This window comes from Plebeiibacterium marinum, assembly GCF_026013615.1.
In the GTDB taxonomy this organism is placed as follows: Bacteria; Bacteroidota; Bacteroidia; order Bacteroidales; family Marinilabiliaceae; genus Saccharicrinis; species Saccharicrinis marinus_A.
The window spans coordinates 1-19,897 of sequence record NZ_JAPDPI010000044.1; the positions used below are offsets into that span (position 1 = coordinate 1).

A 19,897-nucleotide genomic window follows, 5' to 3' on the forward strand; every position below is an offset into this window, starting at 1 on the left:
ATTAGTAGCTAACATTTAAGCTAAAGCGCAGCGTCCTAAAGGCGTAGCCGTCCTATTAGCTAATAGCTATTTCTAAGGATCCGATCTTATTTACAGGGCGCTTATAAAGAACGGATCCAGGAATGTTGTTCCCATGCAAAAGTTGTATTAGTAGCTAACATTTAAGCTAAAGCGCAGCGTCCTAAAGGCGTAGCCGTCCTATCAGCTAACTGTTTTTTCTCCTGATCCCTTATTTACATTACTAATGTCGCAAGCCGACATGCTTTTACTTTCTCATTCCTTCAATATCAAAAAACCTCATAAAACTACCTTCGAGTTCATTGATATTGTTTTCTTTCAGTTTAACCCTAAAACCTACATTATGTCCTCCCCATTCATATTTTGTATTTAAATACTCATCATCCAGTTCAATTTTATTAAAAAATACGGTATCACCATTCAGCTCTACAAAATACCCGCTATAAACGGAGTCGTTTTTCAGAATACTCATTTCAAAACTAACATCCCCCACTTTAGGCATTTCCTTTATCCTTATATTCCAAACCCCTACATAATTACTGTTTATTTCACGGGTTGTTTTGTTACCCGTGCAACCTATAACCATATAAAAACTCACTAGCAGGATTAATGTTGATAAAAATTTAGTTGGTTGTTTCATATACTCTATAATTTGATTTTTATGGTCGCATGAAACTCGCCAAAAAAATAATCATTCTCGTATGTGATACATTATTTTCATGGCTCATTTCATTATATGTTTAATACGTATACATCTTAATCTTAAAGGCCTTTACTTCTCCCGGCCTAATTATAGCTCCACCCAAAGCCGTTTCGTCTCCGTTAAGGCGATGCAATTTCATCTTTCCTTTATCATCAAAAGTAATCTCATCAACCGAGGCATAACCGGCATTAACAGCCTTATTTGATTTAGATACCCCTACTGAAATTTGAATACCTCCAACTCCTCCGGCTACAATAAACTCATCGTTACTAAGCTTAATAATAATTAGCCCTGCAGGACTGCGGTCTTCTTCTCCTTCAATACCAAAACGCCCTCCGGTTTGCTTAAACAGGCCAGCCGATGAAAACCTTGACATATAAACAATATAGTCTCCCATATCCACATCAGTAGCCTTTTCTCCTTCTCCAATATAAAGGGCAGTCATATTATCAGTATTCCTGTTTTCGTTGATATATTTTTTAATATCATTTAAACAGCCATATACCTTTTTCAATGATTCATCATTTACATCAGCAGTATTAAATAACCCATATCCATCAATCCCAAAAGGAGCATAACAAAGTGCATCATATTTTCCAAAAGCATACAATGCCCGGGCAGCACCTCCTACAGTAGGGGTTGTTTCCGGGATAAAAACCGGGTTTTCAGATCTTGAGAATTCCTCACATACCCAGTCAAACTCTTCAACAGCATATATATCACATGCTATAAAATCAATGGCAGGAGCAGCAGCCCTCCATATATCAATTACATGGGGTAATGGACCTCCAGAAGGATATTTTCCAGGATTGACAGCCCTTGGTTGCTTAATCCATGCGTTGGCAAACATAGGCAATGCATATTCATCCTTTCCTTTTTGGGTTACCTCTCCAATATATTTTGCCAGGTTCCAGGCCATAAACAACTCTTCAGTGTAATAGCCAAAATTTGTTTTCCATTCTTCACCCCTGTACTTTTCTCCTTTACCAAAAACTTCTTCCCATGTACCGGTAGTTTTAAAACCATTGGTTTTCCATGCCGTTAGCAAAGCCGGATACAAGCTTTCTTTGTTATTTTGCAAATATGTCATTAATTCGGCAGGAACCGGACCATTAAAGGCTTCTGTTGCCTGCTCACTATAATCTCTTGGTGATCCCAGGATGCCGACTTCGTTTTGAACCTGAACCATAACCACAGTCTGCTCTTTGCTGTCTATTTTTTTGATATGGTTCATTAGTTTACCAAAAGCTTTTTTATCTGCTTCCAGTGAATTGTTGCCAAAGGTGTTTAAAGTATTAAGCGTCCTTCGGCTTTTAGAAACCATCAAAGGATATTTGTCGGTATTCGTTTTCACCCATTCCGGCACGTAGGTAGATTTACCATTTTTCCAGCTGCCAAACCACAATATTACCAGTTTCAAATCCTGCTCACGGGCACCAATAACCATGCTATCAACCAGTGAAAAATCAAATTTACCCTCTACAGGTTCTATTAACTCCCAGCAAACTGGTGCAATAACCGTATTAAGATTATTTTCCTTCATCCGCTTCCATATCGGCCTCATATAATGCGCACTTCCGGCACTTGAATTATGAAGTTCTCCGGAAAACATCAGGAATGGTTCTTTATTGACTATTAATTCTGTTTTACCATTTACATTTTCAAGATATGGTAATACTTGTTTTTGCCCAGCAACATTAAGGACAACAATACAACACAATATAACTAGTAAACTCTTCATTTAAATATGATTTAATTTTTATTAATCTTGATTTATTTCCCTGATTACCCTGCAAGGATTACCCCCTGCAAAAACATCAGAAGGTATATCCTTTGTGACTACACTTCCCGCTCCTATTACGGTTCTATCTCCAATAGAAACACCAGGGCATATAACTACACTTCCTCCTATCCAAACATCTTCACCAATTGTAATAGGTTTTGCCGATTCCAGACCGGATGATCTTTCTTTATAATGTAAAGGATGGGTGGCCGTATAAATCTGAACATTAGGCCCGAATAAAGTCCTGTCGCCAATTTCAACAGGCATTACATCCAACACTACACAATTGAAATTAAAAAATACATTTTCACCTGTTTTTATATTTGACCCATAATCGCAATAAAATGGGGGTTGAACAGATAAATTATCACCTGCATTGGGGATTAATTTCTTTAATATGCTTTGTCTGTTTTCAAGTTCATCCTCTCTGGAATCATTTAACTCTTTCAGAAGTAACCTGGCATTTGTTCTTTCTTTTGTTAGTTCACAATCTGAAGCGTTATATAATTCGCCCGACAGCATTTTTTGTTTTTCAGTTTTCATATGCCTATTATTTATCTCAATACCAATTTATCATCCTACAAATATCCTTTAAACAAATAACTGACTAAAATTTCAAATGATCAATTTCGTAGAACTTGACGGGTTATGTTCTTGCTTAGTAGTCAATCAGAAAATTATTTCTTATTCTACCTTAATAATATTCGAACCCTTGGTTATGCCTGTCTCACTAAATGCATCAATGCTGAAATAATAGGTAACCCCTTTATTTAATCCTGTAAGTTCTACAGAATCCTGACCATAAAGCATTACTGACGTATATAATTTATTGCTCTCTGTTCCATAATTAATAACAAAGCCAGTTGCAGAACCATCATTAGTCCATGTTACCGATGCTTTCCTGGAGTCCGTTGCGTTCCGCATCACTTTGAATTCATTAACTCTATTGGGCTTTTTACCTTTTTGAGTTCCAAAAATCCTTAAATCGAAAATTGAGAATTTGCCACCACCTGGCACTTCGTTCATATTTTCTATTTTGACGTATTTTGCTTTTACGGGTTTTTCAAGTTCAATATAATCATGACAAGCATCCTTAGTATTGTTACTTCTGTCAGCCACTATATTCCATGTCTCCCCATCAAGCGATCCCCAAACCCGATAATCGTATATATTGGCAGTATCTGCGTTTAACAATGCATCCTGATCGGCAAAATTGAATTGTATGGCATGGATCGCTTTTACATTGTCATCCAATTCTACACTAAGCCATTCCCCTTTATTTCCGGTTTGGGCCGACCACCAAGTCTTTACATTCTCATCGAAAGCATTTTGTACAGGATATTGATCCAACACCGAAGATGCAGTTGCTTTTTTATTATAGGATAACAGCATCCATCCTGCAAAAAGGCTTTCCTGTTTGGCTTTCATCTTAGAAAGCGGCATCCTCATCGGATAATCTCCAAAACCAGTGTACGTTCGCAAAACACCATCGTTGTCGAAACTGGCTGGAAATAAACCTAAACGCCGTTCAAAATTACCGCGTTCACCAATATGTAAACTGGTCACATGCCAATAATTTCCATACTCATCCTCAAATGTGGAGCTATGTCCCGCTCCTCCAATAAAACCTCCCGGTTTATACGAGAATGGACTGTAATTTTCATATACAAAGGGACCCGTGGGTGAGGATGAAGTATAGACTCCATCTGCATAGGTCTTAAACTCCGTTCCATTAGATGCATATTGAAGATAATATTTCCCCTTGTATTTTGTCATCCATGCCCCTTCATTAAAACCATTTTCGCCTGTCTCATTCTGTGCTCCCAGCACTTCCCACCCATGTTCATCGGGTTTGTGCGTAATACATACGATTGGCTCAGTTTTAGGCTGCATATTTTCGTCTAATTCCACCACCCGTATTGGCTCTGTCTCCAGATTGGAACAACCCCAATACAAATAAACCTTACCGTCATCGTCTTGAAAAAATTGAGGATCCCATACAGCCATAGGCAGTTTTTTATCCATTCGCTTCCAATCATCTTTAAATGGATTAGTTGAATAATAGATGTAATCTTTCATACGAGATGAAGCCATATAATATACTGTATCGCCAATAGCAATAACTCCCGGAGCAAATTTTCGAATCGCCGGAAAACTTTTAACTGGCAAAAAAGTCCAGTCCATTAAATCATCAGAATACCAATATCCTCCACTATGAGAAGCAAATAACAGGTATTTATCATGATAGCGGATTATAGCCGGGTCGGCTGCCTCCCGGTAACTTGACTGAAACCGGTAGTTCAGATTCATCGGGTTACTGAATGTACTGCCCTTTTGCGCAGTACATGATAAGCAGACTAAAACAATCAAGACTGTTATCATTAATATTTTATTCATATCTCTATTTTTTTAAGTTAATGAAACAATACGATTATAGTTATTACTAAACTCTTCATCTTTATCACATTATATAGTATACCTATCCTTTATTATGAAGAATACCCATTGCCTATTGGCAATAACAACATTCTACTCTTTTAAACTTTTCTCAGAATAAATACCCTTTGACACAAGTACTTCTACCAGATTTTCCTTTGTAATCAACTCTGGTTCCTCAAAAATTGCCGGCACTTGCATAAACTGTGTATTGGCTTCCTCGTTAAATTCTAAAATGTTTCCTTTTAACATATTTAAAATAGCATCTACCGAAGCATATGCTAATTTTTTATTAGACTTATACACTGTCATTAAAACATCATCTTTTAAAATGCTCTTACAAACTTCAATTGTAGCATCCTGACCCGTAAGTAATACTTTACCTAAGTATCCTTTTTCTTCTACTGCCAGTAAAGCTCCCTTTGTCAGATCATCTGATGCGCATATTATAGCATCCGGAAAACTGCCATTTTCATCAAAATAGTTTTGCACTTCAATAAATGCACTTATTTCACTCCAATCTGTAGCATGTTTTATACTTAACTTATAGTTATTTCTTTTGTCTTTCAGCGAAGAAACCACCCCTTTTCTGACCAAAGTACTGTTAAAATCACTCTTAGGCCCACCTAAGAAGAATATCTCTCCAGATTCTAATTTTGACATAACTTGCTCAGCCATCATCTCCCCTACCTTTACACTATTAAATGAAATACATAGCTTTACATCAGAATCAAACAGAAACCTATCGTAAGTCACCAGCGGAATATTGGCATTTTTTGCTATTGATACAACTTGCTTATCGTGAGAATCAATAGGTACTAGAACAATACAATCAACACCTATATTCGCAAGTTTAATTGCTGCTTCCTTCTGCTTTTCTATTTGATCGTAACAATCAATAAAAGTTACTTTTACACCCTTTTCTAATGCCCGTTCTTTAAAAAATATCATATCATTATACCAGCGTGCGCTATACAAATCCGAAAGGATAAATCCTATATGAATAGAATCTTGCTGACTAAATACTAAATTGTTTCCTACAACCAAACCTATTAACAATGCAATAATTCTCTTTTTCATAAGCTTATATCTCTAATTTTACCCCAAATTTTACTCAAGTAACTTTTTCATTTGTTTGCCAACTAAATTGGATGCAAAGCCGGAACTAATCCGGTATAGACAATCCATAATTTTCGAGTCCTTCCCTACAAAATTCCGGGCCTTGTTCTTTTCTATTCCTTTGATTATTTGTGCTGCTGCTCTGTGAGGGGACAAAACCATTGAAGCTTTTCCTGAATTTTCCATTTTTGGCGCATTGTCAATACCTGAGTTTTTCATAATATTGGTACCTACAGCACCAGGAAAAACCACACTCACCTTTACGTTTGTATCTTTAAGCTCCTGCGCCAGTCCTTCGGTCATTAATTTAACTGAGGCTTTAGCTGCTCCATAAATAGTTTGACCCGGAACGGGTAAAAATCCTCCCATACTTGAAACGTTGACCAAATGAGCTTCTTCTTGCTTTACCAGATCAGGAAGAAATGCCTTTGTGATATTGAGGCAACCCCAGAAGTTAACATTCATAACCTTTTCAATCACCTCGTAACTAAGTTCATTTAACTTGACAAAAGGTTGAATGATTCCGGCATTATTTATCACTCCATCAACAGACTGGAACTTTTGTATTATTTTATTGCGGGTTTGCCCGATAGCTTCCCTGTCTGTAATATCAACCACATAGGTGGTTAAATTACTTCCTTTCTCTGCTGCGACATCAACCAGTTCATCAAGAGCTTTCATGCTTATATCTAATGCTATTACATGTGCACCCTTATTTAGTAATTGCAAGGTTATTTCACGACCAATTCCGTTTGCTGCTCCTGTTACTATTATTTTCTTATCATATACTTTCATGTGTCTGATTTTTTCTATTAGCTAAGTTTTATTGCACTTGTATAGTAATTGAGTCACTTCCTAGTTCTTCTGCACTAGCCTCAAGAATCATTCTTCCCTTCTTGCTATTGGAACGTAAAATAACAAGGCCTTTTCCTTGGTAAACTTTTTTCTTTAGCTGCTGAAAACTTGATATATCTGTTGGATTTCCATTTCCAACTCCAGCCAAAACTCCTTCTCCTTTTATACTATAATTAACCTCAATATCATTCACGTAAGGAACAACGTTACCTTCCTCATCAACAATTTCAACAGCCACATAAAATAATTCATTACCATTTGCTTTAACATTACTCTTATCTGCTTTTAGCCTTATTGCAACAGGTTTTCCAACCGTTTTAATGGTTGTACTGGCTACTTCTTTTCCATTAATATAACCTTTAGCTACCAATGTACCCGGCACATACGGCAATTGAAAACCAGCGGTAATCGAACTATCCGGTATTTCCTGTGCATCAATCACTTTCCCATTAAGCTCAAGCTTTACATTCTCAACTTTGGAATATACCCTAACCAACAAAGTATCTCCTTCCGATCCTGGCCAACTCCAGCTTCTTTGTTCATCAGGCCATCCCCAATCGCTCACATAATATTTCATACCTTCAGGAATGGAAAGTTTCTGTACCATCATCTCCATAGGACTATTGTCCCATACAACATCACGGTAATATGATTGTGGTTTTTTATTGCCAATAAAATCCAAATCACCACAAAAGGCATTAAACCAAGGCCATTTTACAAATATCTTTTTTTGCTTACCTGAGATAAATGAAGTAACACCTATTCCTGCTTCTCCCCTATAATCCATTGCTGTCCAAACAAAATCACCAATAATATATGGATTCTCTTCTACTGCTGTCCAATTCTCATATGACTTTGCAGGATATGACTCTGTTCCCAGCATTATACGATTAGGATATTTTTTATGATCAGATTCATATTTTTTAAACATATAGTTATAGCCACCAATATCTAATAAATCAAAAATTGCAGGAGTATGTTCTTCCCAGTTATAAGTTCTACGAGCATCCCAAAAATCACAGACAGCTTCTGTAACAAAACGAGTACTATCCAATTTCTTAACTTTTTTAGCAAGCATATCTGTTATTTCAAGACCTCTTTCCGACGCACGTTCTCGTATCTCATTTCCTATACTCCATAAAATTACAGACGGGTGATTTCGATCTCTTAAAATCATAGATGTAAGATCCCGCTCCCAACAATCTTTAAAGTACAAGTGATAATCATCTATAAATTTGGTTTTTTCCCATGCGTCAAATGCTTCATCAACAACATACATTCCTAAACGGTCACAAACCTCAAGTAATATCTCAGAAGGGGGATTATGACTAATTCTTATTGCATTGAATCCATTTTCTTTTAATAGACGGACTTTTCTTTCTTCTGCTTGTTTAATTGAAATCGCTCCTAAAGGTCCATTATCATGATGAATACAACCTCCTTTCAACAAAACGGATTTTCCATTTACCAACAATCCATTTTGCGCATCTATCTTAATCTTTCTAACTCCAAATGGAATCGACACATTATCAACCTCTTCTGTTTTACGTATGATGTTTAATTTTGCAGTATACAAATTTGGAGTTTCTGCCGACCATAATAAAGGACTCTTGATTGTAATCTCTTGTCTAATTTCCATTTTCCCATAAGTGCTGGTGTTTACTTTACTTTTACTTTTTCCAACTACTTTACCTTTTGCATCTAGAATTTCGGTATGTAAAACAAAGCCTGCCGCATTAACATAACCATTTGTAATTGTAGTCGTCAAATGTACATTTGCTAAGGATTCATTCACTTCAGGAGTGGTAATATTAACGCCCCAAATATCTATGTGTAAAGGATCTACTGCAGTTAACTTAACATGCCTGTAAATTCCGGATCCCGCATACCAACGACTATTTTTGCCTGTATTTTCAACTCTAACAGTTATTACATTTTTGGTTCCATCAGTATTCAAATATGGTGTCAACTCATAATTGAATGGAGTATAACCATATGGGTGAACTCCTAGATAGTGACCATTAATCCACACTTTTGAATTCATGTATACTCCATCAAACTGGATAAATAATTTTTTCCCTACATCCTCACTTCTTAAATCAAAAGACTTTCGATACCAACCTATACCTCCATAAGTAAATCCATCAAATATAGTTCCGGAAGAATTTCTAAAAAAAGGTCCTACAATAGAATCCTCTTTTTGAATAGATACATCTTCAACACTCCAATCATGGGGTAAATCAACAATTCTCCAATCTGATACATCATAATTTAATTGCTCAGGCCCTGTTGAAATTGTATCAAGTTTAAACCTCCAATCAGAATCAAATGATCGGGTACGAGCATCTAGATTACTCTGAGCCATCAACACTATATTCGATAGCATAATAAATATAAAGACTACACTTCCTTTTTTCAATTTAGTTTTCATAATTTTTCATTTTTTTGTATAGCATAACGCCTGTCGTATATATTTCTATAGCTTAACTTACACCCTATTAAAATTTACAATTATATTAACCATGTAGTATTTATTTAAGACAATGAAATTACAACCTACTATAACCAACACAGACCTTTATACATATCCCTAATAACCAATAGAATAACTTATTAAATATGCTTTTTAAGATATTCGGAACTTATTTGAAATGACTTTACAGGAGAATCGTCAATCCAGTTTTTATGCGTTTCTAATATGATGGCTTTTACGCCATGCTTTTTGGCAGTGGAAATCAAACCTTCAAGGTTCATGTTTCCCATGCCCAATTCCATACCATCAGACTCAATAATAGAGCCCATATTCCCTTTTTCTCTATTTCCTCTGTCGTTGATATGGTATAGCTTCATCCGGGAACCCAATTTTTCCATCCATTCAATAGCATCACAACCAGCCTCAGCTGCCCAAAAAGAATCAAACTCAAAATTGACATAATCCGGATTTGTTTTCTCCAGCAACAAATCAAAGGCTGTTTCTCCTGTTTCAACCCTACGGAATTCACAGTTATGGTTATGGTATAAAAAGTTTATGCCGCCTTGTTTCAATAATTTCCCGGCTTTATTTAAATCCTCCGCCAATTGCAATACCGCTTGCCTATCAGAATAATCATACCGAAACATGCCAGTTACAACAATATAATTTGTTCCAAAGGCTTTTGCCTCATTAATAATTTCTTCCGTGTTTTTAAGAATACTTCCCAGGTCTTCATGGATACTCACTACCTTAAGGCCTGATTCCTTTATTAAATCGAGCCAGTTTAGTTTGCCACTGTTTCCGGTTGGCATACCAGCCATCCAGGTTAAAACAGGAACAATAAAAGGCACTTTTTTAATCATAAAACCATTTAACTCAATCCCCTCATATCCTGAGGCTTTTACTAACTGCAAAGCCAACCTGGCATCTTCCTCTGTTTGGATAATCTTACGCAGTTGGAATTGCTGTATGGCCTGAATTGGCTTATCTTCTGCCATTGAAGCAGGCTGCGATGAAGATTTCAAGATACTGTCGATCTCAGCATCTGTAATCTTAAACCCATTGGCTCCATACACATTCTGGTAAACTACAGCTACCAGTACAAATAACACTCCCAACAGGATAGCCAATATTTTAAATCGTTTTGGTTTTTTAATTTTCCCTGACATACTAAAATTCTATTTTAAATTCATGCATACCCGAACCCACTTCAATTTTCTCAGCATCTACCACCTTATTATCCTTTACAAAGTTTTTAGCCATCTGAGGCTTTATTATTGTTGCGGTTGTATTAGCAGGGATGTTTACTTTTAATGTCACTGTATTATCAGCATTCAATTGCCATTCTGAAACTATCTCTCCATATACAGAATTATAACTTCCCTTGGCATGGGATACTTTTCCTGACAGATCAAATTCCGGTGAAATAACGATCTTCTTAAATCCTGATGAATTAGTATCCACATTAATTCCTAACATTGCACGGTAAACCCACTCTACCACAGAACCAAATGCATAGTGGTTAAAAGAATTCATTTTAGCATCACCTTTATTGCTATCCCAATGTTCCCACCAGGTTGTCGCACCATTTTTAATCATATATCCCCATGAAGGGAATGTTTCATTTAGTAACAGTCGATAGGCCACATCAGACCTGCCATTGTCAGACAATGCAAAAAGCAAATATGGCGTACCTAAAAATCCGGTTGACACGTGCCAATCCCTTTCTTTAATGGCATTTACCAGATTGTTTACTACCATATCTTTTAATGACTCAGGAATCATTTGAGCTTTTAAAGCCATTACATATGAAGTCTGGCTTCCAGAACCAACAACGCCTTCAGGGCTAATAAATTTTTCTTGAAAGGCAGCTTTAATTTTCTTTTGTAGCTGGACGAATTTTTCAGCTTCTTCATGGTTGCCAATAGCTTCAGCCATTTCTGCCATCATTTGGGCAGTCATTGCAAAATAACATGTGCTGATTAAATTGTTAGGAGTTGAAGTATCCGGCGCCAACCAATCGCCTAAGAATCCTCCCGGTCGAATATAGTTCTGACTATTATTCTCCACATATTTCATATACCGAACCATAGCCTGCCAGTTTTCGAGGATTATCCCTTTATCACCATATTGTTTCCATGATGACCAAGGCACAATTACACCAGCATCTTCCCATCCGGGAGCCCCACTTTTACGGTTACTTTTAGGTACCGCAGGGGCAGTATTGGTAAAACCACCTTCTTCTGTTTGTTCGTCAACAATATCGTATAACCATTTATGTGTAAAAGCAGCAATATCAAAGTTATAGGTTCCTGTCCGCCAAAAAACCTGACCGTCTCCTGTATAACCTAGGCGTTCATCCCTTTGCGGACAATCAGTTGGCACACTAATAAAATTACTTCTTTGTCCCCAAATGCCCAACGAGTACATTTTATTCACTAAATCACTTGATGTTTCAATTACTCCTGTAGGTGTTTCAACAGAACTAATCACCTCTACAACCACATCATCCTGAGTCAGTTCGCCAGGATAACCGGATATCTCAACATAACGGAAGCCATGGAAAGTAAAATAAGGAGCATACTCTTCTTGTCCGTTACCCTTTAATACATAGCTATTAGTTGCCGTAGCACCCCTTAAGTTTTCAACATAAATACTATCCTTTGATTTTAGAATCTCAGCATAACGCATTTTAACTACCTGTCCGGCATTTCCGCTTACCTTAATTTTTAACCATCCCACAAGGTTCTGCCCCATGTCTAAGAGCCATTTTTGCTCCCCTATTTTTCGTATTTCTATGGGCTTAACACGTTGGGTTATTTTAACAGCTTCTGTTACCTGCGGAAATAAGCGACCATATCCTGTCCGGGTATGTTTAACACTTTCCCAATTGGTATCATCAAATTTTACTGTATTCCAGCCTTCTTGTTCCAACCGCGCATCATAAAACTCACCAGAGTAAATTTCTGATTTTAGAATTTGAGAGCGACTGGATTTCCAATTTTCATTAGTGACAATTTTTTCAACAGAGCCATCTTTATACTCAACGCATACTTCTGCTAACAATTGATTAGGCACATTTCCATATACATCGTGTTCGCCATTCCAGCCCAGGGGACTTCCATGCCATCCATCTGCCAACATAGCACCTACCACATTTTTACCTTTTTTAAGCAGAGAGGTAACATCATAGATTTGATAGGTAATTCTTTTATTATAATTGGTAAACTCGGGAGTTAAGATATCCTTCCCTACTCTGCTACCATTAAAAAACAACCTGTAACTTCCTAAAGCTGTAACATATAAACGGGCAGATTTAACACCTTTTTTTAATTTAAACTGGTTACGCAACAAAGAAACAGGCTCTGACAATGGCCCCGGATCCAAACCAAAGTCAGGTTCATTTAATTCTCCAACCACTTTAGCCGTGTTCCATTCATTATCATTTTGAGATTTGGCCATCCATTCACCACAAGAAGTTGGAAACTTCTGAATTTTTCCATCTTGTTCTTCTATAGTTAGTATACCTGCAAAAGTGCCATACCTTCCGGACAGGGCTCGGCCGTCACTTTGTTTAAAAGAAGCAGTCCTTTGAACAGCTACAACAACCTCAACTTCATTTTCTCCCGGCACCAAATAACCAATGATATCCTGACGTTCAAAACACTGCCATGCTTTTTCTTTTCTGTCTACAAACTTACCATTCACATATAAATCATAATCACCACGAGCTACGGTTTGCATAGAAGCCACCTTGGGAAGATCTTTAACATTGAATTTTAGTTTGAAAGAAGCCACCGTATTTCTTGGGACTTTTTTGGCATCCTGATTTGGCAACCAAATCCATTTTATGTTATCCAAATCTTCCTGATTGGAGTGAGCTGGTGAAATCCATCTTGCAGTCCATTCATTTTTATTAAGGATAGCTGTTTCCCAGTATGCTACATCCGACCATTCTGAAACTTGCCCACCATTACCCCAAACTCTAACTTTCCAGTAGTAACGTTTTCTACTTTCCAATGCAGGACCTTTATAAAGTACACTAACTGACTCTCCTCTTTCAATCTTTTTACTATTCCAGATATCACAATCACTTTCTGTCAGCAATTCGGGAGTTGAGGCAACCACAATCTGATAGGCTGACTGCAACCAGTTATTTTTTTCTGTGTGTATTTGCCATGACAACTGAGGTTGCATTGAACCCACACTTATTGGGTTAACCCTGTATTCGCACTTTAACCCAACCGGCTTACTTTTAATTTCATTTGCATAGGCAAATACATGGCCTAAAACAAACAAAACAAACACACATAATCTAATGTTACTTTTTCTAATCATCATGGCTTTGTATTTTGATATTCTGATAACTGAGGCTGTCCTAAAAGTTAATATCTAATTTTTAAAGGATATCTTCTGTTTTTGAACAGCCTCAACTATTTACTTTTTCCAAACAAAATCAGCTCCTTTTACATCTGCCGAATTTGTTCCAACATACACATTAAACTTTCCCGACTCCCAATCCCACTGAAGATCATTATTATAGAATTTCAAGTCTTCGTGAGATAATGAAAATGCTACTTTTTGAGATTCCCCTGGCTGTAAGAATACTTTTTTAAATTTCTTCAATTCTTTAACAGGGCGAGCGATTGAAGCTACCGGATCATTTAAATATAACTGAACTGTTTCCTCCCCGGCGTAAGATCCTGAATTGGTTATGTTGATACTTACACTTAATCTTTTATCTGCTCCAATTAACAAAGTGTCACTCAATTCAACATCTCCATATTTAAATGTGGTATAACTTAAGCCATATCCAAATGGGAAAAGTGGCGCATTGGTTTCATCCAGATAACGTGATTTAAAAGCTCCACGCTCTCCATCTTTAAATGGTCGTCCGGTATTTTTATAGTTATAATAAATAGGCACCTGACCTAAAGATCTTGGGAAAGTCATTGTCAGCTTTCCTGAAGGATTATAGTTTCCAAACAAGACATCAGCAATACCTGCTCCAGCCATTGTTCCCGGACGCCAGGCTACCAATGCAGCATCTGTATAATCCAGGTTGTCTTCTAAAGTAAGCGGACGCCCATTTAGCAATACCAACACAACAGGTTTGCCTGTTGCCTTTAGTTTCTTTAATAACTGCAGCTGACAATTCGGTAAAGTGATATCACTCATTGATTTGGCTTCGCCAGATATATTCCGCGATTCTCCTAAAACTGCTACAATTACATCTGCATTTTTAGAAATCTTTAGTGCTTTATCCACTAACTGCGCCTGTTTTTCCTCATCAAACTTTCCAAAGTTCTTCAAATAACCCGGGTTATCAGTTACCTGCGTTCCTTCAGTAAACTCCACATTGGGATTGATGTTTTTTATACCCTCTAAAATACTAACCACACTATCTTTTTGACCATCCGGCGACCACATACTCATCATTTCATATTGATCTTCTACCAAAGGGCCAACCAAAGCAATTTTGCTATCTTTTTTTAAGGGCAACACCTGATTGTCATTCTTTAACAGAACAATTGATTTACTCACAGCCAGTTTGGCAACCTCTTTATTCTCCTGAGTCAGAATTACCTTCTTATACCTATCCGGATCGTAATTTCTATAAGGATCAGCAAAAAGTCCCAGGTCATATTTTCCTTCCAAAACCCTGCGACAAGCTTTGTCAACCTGTTGCATACTTACTTTACCCTCATCAACCAATTCTTTTAGGTAAGTAGCATATCCTTCACTGGCCATGTCCATATCCAATCCGGCATCAATGGATTTTTGCACAGCTTCTTTATAATCTTCAGCCACCCCATGAGGTATCAATTCCGATACACAACTGTAATCACTAACCACAATACCATTAAATCCCCAGTCATCTCTCAGTAAATCAGTTAACAACCATTTATTTGCTGTAGCAGGAATACCTTCAATATCGTTAAAGGATGTCATAATACTTCCAGCCCCGGCATCTACCGCGGCTTTATATGGAGGCAGATAATTTTGATATAAAGTAATCCTGCTCATATCTGTAGTATTATAATCCCTACCGGCCTCAGCAGCACCATATGCCGCAAAGTGTTTAATACAGGCCATTAATGAGGTTGGGTCACTCAAATCATCTCCCTGATACCCTTTGACCATGGCTCTTGCAATCAAACTGCCCAAATACGCATCTTCACCAGATCCTTCCATAACCCTTCCCCATCTGGGATCACGAGTGATATCAACCATTGGCGAATAAGTTTGATGATATCCCATTGAAGTAGCCTCAACAGCTGCAATACGAGCTGTTTTTTCAATAAGAACGGTATCCCAGGTACAAGATAAACCCAAAGGAATAGGGAAAATAGTACGATACCCATGTATAATATCTAAAGCATTTAATATAGGAATGCGTAATCGGGTACTATCCGCAAAAGCTAACTTATCATGAATTCTCTTGGGCGTTCCCCTTAACGACAATACATTACCTGCATCCCCTTCCTGCAGTTTTACAATAGCTCTTTTGGTTTTAAAAGGCCCGGTTCCTGCTGTGGGAGTAATCAAATTCAATTGGGCAATTTTCTCCTCCAGTGTCATTTTTTGCATCAAATCAGAAATAAACTGATCCTTCTTGATATCTTTTTTATCTCTTTGAATACAACTTGCCATTAAACAAGTTATTACAAACACATAAAATATCTTCATTATTCCGTCTTTTATTTTCATGATCTAATTATTACTAATACTTTGTTTTATCAAGGTTCCATCTTTCACGAATAATCTGGGCTGCAGCTTTAGGTCTCCGGTCCCTGGTAAAAACACCTTTTGTATTGTATCCTCTTAACCTGATAATGCTTTGGGGTGTTTTATAATCGGCAAAATTTGAAATGATCATACCTGAAATATAATCTTTGGTATTGGCCATATCCAAATATGCCTTGATCAGACTCTTTTGATACTCCTCTGAATACATCTCAGGTTGCAGAGCATGTTCGCCTGCTATAGAGCTCGCCCCAAATTGGGTTAGCAAACATGGTTTATTAAATGTTTTATGCAAGTTATCCAATTCTTTGCAAACATTTTTAACTCCTTCTGCAATCTGACCATTGCTTTTGCTCCATCCCTCAAACCTATTGATACAGATAACATCTGATAAACCAAACCAATCTGTAAAACCATCTTCATCACCCATAAACATTACCAAACGGGTAGGATCTATTTCTTTTGCTTTGTTGATATATTTTGCAAACAAGTCATAAGCAATTTCTTGTCCCTGACCTTCCGCATTATTTAATATCGTGTTTTTTGGTCCATTGGCCAAACTCCACATAATAACTGAAGGATGGTTTTTATCTCTCAATATCATTTCAGTAAGATATTGATAAGATATATTCTCAATTTTCTTTAGCGCTGTAGTATCAATCGTACTAAACAACCCTATTGCAGGCGTTTCATCAATAATTAAAATACCTTCTTTGTCTGCAATATGATAGTTCATCTCGTCATGAGGGTAGTCTGATGTCCTGAATGTATTAGCTCCCATCCATTTTAATAATTCAATATCCTTTACCATTGCAGGCAAAGTGCTGCCCCTGCCATATATCGGAAAATCCTGCTGCTTGCCAAACCCTCTCAATTTAATCGGCTTGCCGTTTAAAAGGATGTTTTTATTATCCGTTGTAATGGTGCGAATACCGGTTTCTAAAGAATAAACATCTATAGTTTTCTTCTTTCCACCAATACGAACCGCTACAGTATATAAAAATGGATTATCCGGAGACCACAATTTTGCATTCGGAATTTTAATGGAAACTTGGGCATGGCCATCTTCAAACTTTATGTTTTTTTCAATCTGTTTGCCATCGCCTGAAACAACTAGTTGACCACCAATATTATTATTCCGGCTCAACTCAACCATAATATTTAATATACCGTCCTTTTCTTTAATATCAGGTCTTATGGTAATATCTTTAATTGAGACTTCGGAAGGGACTGAATACAGCCACACATCCCTGTTTAAACCTGCATAAGGGAAAATATCATATTCGCTAACCGCAATATTATTGACCCCATCACCAGGCAAGCGGTTGGGTTTAATTGAGTTTTCAACCTGAATAGATATCCGGTTACTCCCATCCCAATTGACAAAAGGAGTAACATCGAAAGCAAAAGGCACAAAGCCTCCTTCGTGCATACCAACCGGATGTCCGTTTACCCATACTTTTGCAGCGTAAGAAGCCTCTCCAATTCGTAAATAAACCTGTTCCCCTTTCCATGATCCGGGAATATTGTATTCAGTTTCGTACCATACCCAATCCCTGTAATCGCGCATATCTGTAAATTGATCATTCCAACTTCCAGGTACGGCAATGCTTTTAAATCCGGTTAATCCATTATACCATTTCTCGGAGATTCCTATATTGTTTTCGTCTTTCTTAAACTTCCATATACCTGATAATTTTCTCATATCTCTGGTTTCATTCCTTTGCGGAAACAAAGCCATATCCTTTGGGTTTGCATATTTAAACTCCTGTGCCTGTGCATTTATAACAAAGCAAATGAGTAGCAGAAAGATTATATATTTAGTTTTCATTGGTAGTCTATTTTTTGTTCCCTTTATTATTAAACCATCTCTCCCTTAGGTAATGGGCTGCCATTTTAGGCTTTCTTTCGCGTGTAAAAACCCCCTTTAAATTATAACCCCCAAGGCGTATAATCGATTGGCTTGTTTTAAAATCAGCAAAATTCCAAATGTGCATTCCTACTACATAATCCTTTGATTCTGCTACATCCAAATAGGCTTTAATAAAATCTACCTGATACTCTTCAGTAAACATTTCAGGCTCCTCGGCATGCATACCGGCGTAAGTATCGCACCCAAACTCTGTAACCATACATGGTTTTTTATGCTTTCGATGCAAACGGTCGAGCTCACTGCTCAATACTGAAGATCCATTTTCGATACTCCCCGGCGATGTGTACCATCCCCAATACCGGTTAATTGCAATAACATCGGTTAATTCAAACCAATACCTGGGTCCCATCATGGGGCCTACATAAATTACCAATCGCGTAGGGTCTAGTTCCTTAGTCAGGTCAAAATGCTCTTTAAACAAAGAATATGCTCTTTCTTTTGTAGCTTTTGAGGTAGGACCTGCCATGCCCAATTGAGCTTTGTCGTTGGGTTCATTGGCCACACACCACATAATTACAGAAGGATGGTTCTTGTCCCTGTAGATAACCTCGTGTAAGTATTGTTTACATACCCTTTGCCTTTCGGCTAGTTGTAATGAATCACCTCCCATGATTAACCCAACACTTGGCGTTTCGGCAATAACCATAAAACCATGCTGATCTGCCATATCATAAAAACCTTCATCATAAGGATAATGGGTAGTCCGGAATGAATTGGCACCTGTCCATTTCATCAATTCAAAATCCTTCACCATCACCGGATCTGCAGTTCCCCTTCCTATTACCGGAAAGTCGATGTGTTTTCCGAAACCATTTAAAAATATTTCCTCACCATTGAGGTATATATGTTTTTCGTCCACAGAAACTATCCTGACTCCTGTTTTTAGGGAATATTTATCCACATTGGCTCCCTTTTCTTCCAACACCACTTCAACCTCATATAAATTTGGAGAATCAGGGCTCCATAATTTTGCTTCAGGGATCTGGATGCTTGTTGTTGCATAATGGTTACTAAACCTTATGTCTTTGGCTATCTGTTGTCCGTGCCCTTTAACAATTACTTTTCCGGACTGAATACTTCCGTTTTTTTCTACCTCAACATTTAATATTCCGGTAGTATTATTAATATCGGGTCGAACCGTAATATCTTTAATATGTCCTTTTGCCGGCAGACTATATAATACCACATTCCTGTTTAAACCCGAATAAGGGAAAAAATCGTAGTTGGCATTGGGGTAATTTCCAAACGAACTTCCCTCCACTGCTCCTGTTGGAACTCTGGATGGAGACTGAATATTTTCAACCTGAATAGAAATTTTGTTTTCTTTTCCCCATTGTAAATACTCATTCAGTTTAAATGCAAATGGCACATGACAACCTTCATGTTGCCCTACGGCTTTACCGTTTACCCATACTTTGGCAAAATAAGTAGCATCATTTATCCTGATATAGATATCTTCACCTTGCCACGAGGCAGGAATATAAAAATCTTTCTCATACCAACACCAATTCAGATAGTCTCTTAGATCTGTATATTGCTCATTCCAGCTGCCCGGCACAGCAATCTGCCGGCATTCAGTCACTCCGTTATACCACTCTTTTTGAATCCCTTCATTTAAGGAGTCTACTTTAAACTTCCATATTCCTGAAAGATCAATACTATTCCTGAATTGGTTTTGGATAGGCACCAAAGCAATATCTTTTGGGATAGCCTCTTTAAACTTTTGGGAATGTAATCCCAAACTAATTATTAAGAGTAAATATATTATTGCATATTTCTTTTTCATAAATAAAACTAACTTTCACTGTTACCATACATTATTAAATTGTT

Annotated in this window: 12 protein-coding genes; all 12 read right to left on the reverse strand. The window is 37.3% G+C overall.

All coding sequences use genetic code 11. The annotated features are described in order from the left end of the window. Positions 1-265: 265 nt before the first annotated feature. The 12 genes from OM074_RS17010 to uidA all read right to left on the reverse strand — a co-directional run bounded on the left by OM074_RS17010 (position 266) and on the right by uidA (position 19,853). Complete coding sequence (locus OM074_RS17010) at positions 266-658, reverse strand: hypothetical protein (RefSeq protein ID WP_301201656.1); 393 nt, start codon at positions 656-658, stop codon at positions 266-268. 100 nt (positions 659-758) lie between these two features. Next, positions 759-2,462, reverse strand: coding sequence for a GH35 family beta-galactosidase (locus OM074_RS17015; protein WP_301201658.1), 1,704 nt, complete (start codon positions 2,460-2,462; stop codon positions 759-761). 21 nt (positions 2,463-2,483) lie between these two features. Further along, positions 2,484-3,047 carry a sugar O-acetyltransferase gene (locus OM074_RS17020; protein ID WP_301201660.1) on the reverse strand — a complete coding sequence of 188 codons (564 nt, stop codon included), beginning with the start codon at positions 3,045-3,047 and terminating at the stop codon, positions 2,484-2,486. 141 nt (positions 3,048-3,188) lie between these two features. Next, complete coding sequence (locus OM074_RS17025; protein ID WP_301201663.1) at positions 3,189-4,901, reverse strand: family 43 glycosylhydrolase; 1,713 nt, start codon at positions 4,899-4,901, stop codon at positions 3,189-3,191. Between the two features lie 132 nt (positions 4,902-5,033). Then, positions 5,034-6,020, reverse strand: a complete 987-nt coding sequence (locus OM074_RS17030; protein WP_301201665.1) for a substrate-binding domain-containing protein — start codon at positions 6,018-6,020, stop codon at positions 5,034-5,036. A gap of 30 nt (positions 6,021-6,050) precedes the next feature. Beyond that, positions 6,051-6,854: an SDR family NAD(P)-dependent oxidoreductase gene (locus OM074_RS17035; protein WP_301201668.1), complete on the reverse strand. Its 804-nt coding sequence runs from the start codon at positions 6,852-6,854 to the stop codon at positions 6,051-6,053. A 28-nt stretch (positions 6,855-6,882) separates the two neighbouring features. Beyond that, positions 6,883-9,345, reverse strand: coding sequence for a glycoside hydrolase family 2 TIM barrel-domain containing protein (locus OM074_RS17040; protein ID WP_301201670.1), 2,463 nt, complete (start codon positions 9,343-9,345; stop codon positions 6,883-6,885). A 182-nt stretch (positions 9,346-9,527) separates the two neighbouring features. Then, positions 9,528-10,556: a sugar phosphate isomerase/epimerase family protein gene (locus OM074_RS17045; RefSeq protein ID WP_301201673.1), complete on the reverse strand. Its 1,029-nt coding sequence runs from the start codon at positions 10,554-10,556 to the stop codon at positions 9,528-9,530. 1 nt (position 10,557) lies between these two features. Continuing rightward, positions 10,558-13,728, reverse strand: coding sequence for an alpha-L-rhamnosidase (locus tag OM074_RS17050; RefSeq protein WP_301201675.1), 3,171 nt, complete (start codon positions 13,726-13,728; stop codon positions 10,558-10,560). Positions 13,729-13,824: 96 nt separating this feature from the next. Beyond that, positions 13,825-16,077 carry a beta-glucosidase BglX gene (gene bglX, locus OM074_RS17055; protein WP_301201677.1) on the reverse strand — a complete coding sequence of 751 codons (2,253 nt, stop codon included), beginning with the start codon at positions 16,075-16,077 and terminating at the stop codon, positions 13,825-13,827. A gap of 34 nt (positions 16,078-16,111) precedes the next feature. Further along, on the reverse strand, positions 16,112-17,965 hold the full coding sequence (locus tag OM074_RS17060) for a glycoside hydrolase family 2 TIM barrel-domain containing protein (protein WP_301201679.1): 1,854 nt from the start codon (positions 17,963-17,965) through the stop codon (positions 16,112-16,114). Between the two features lie 7 nt (positions 17,966-17,972). Then, positions 17,973-19,853 (reverse strand): beta-glucuronidase, encoded by a 1,881-nt coding sequence (gene uidA / locus OM074_RS17065; RefSeq protein WP_301201681.1) that lies wholly within the window; start codon positions 19,851-19,853, stop codon positions 17,973-17,975. Between the last annotated feature and the right edge of the window lie 44 nt (positions 19,854-19,897).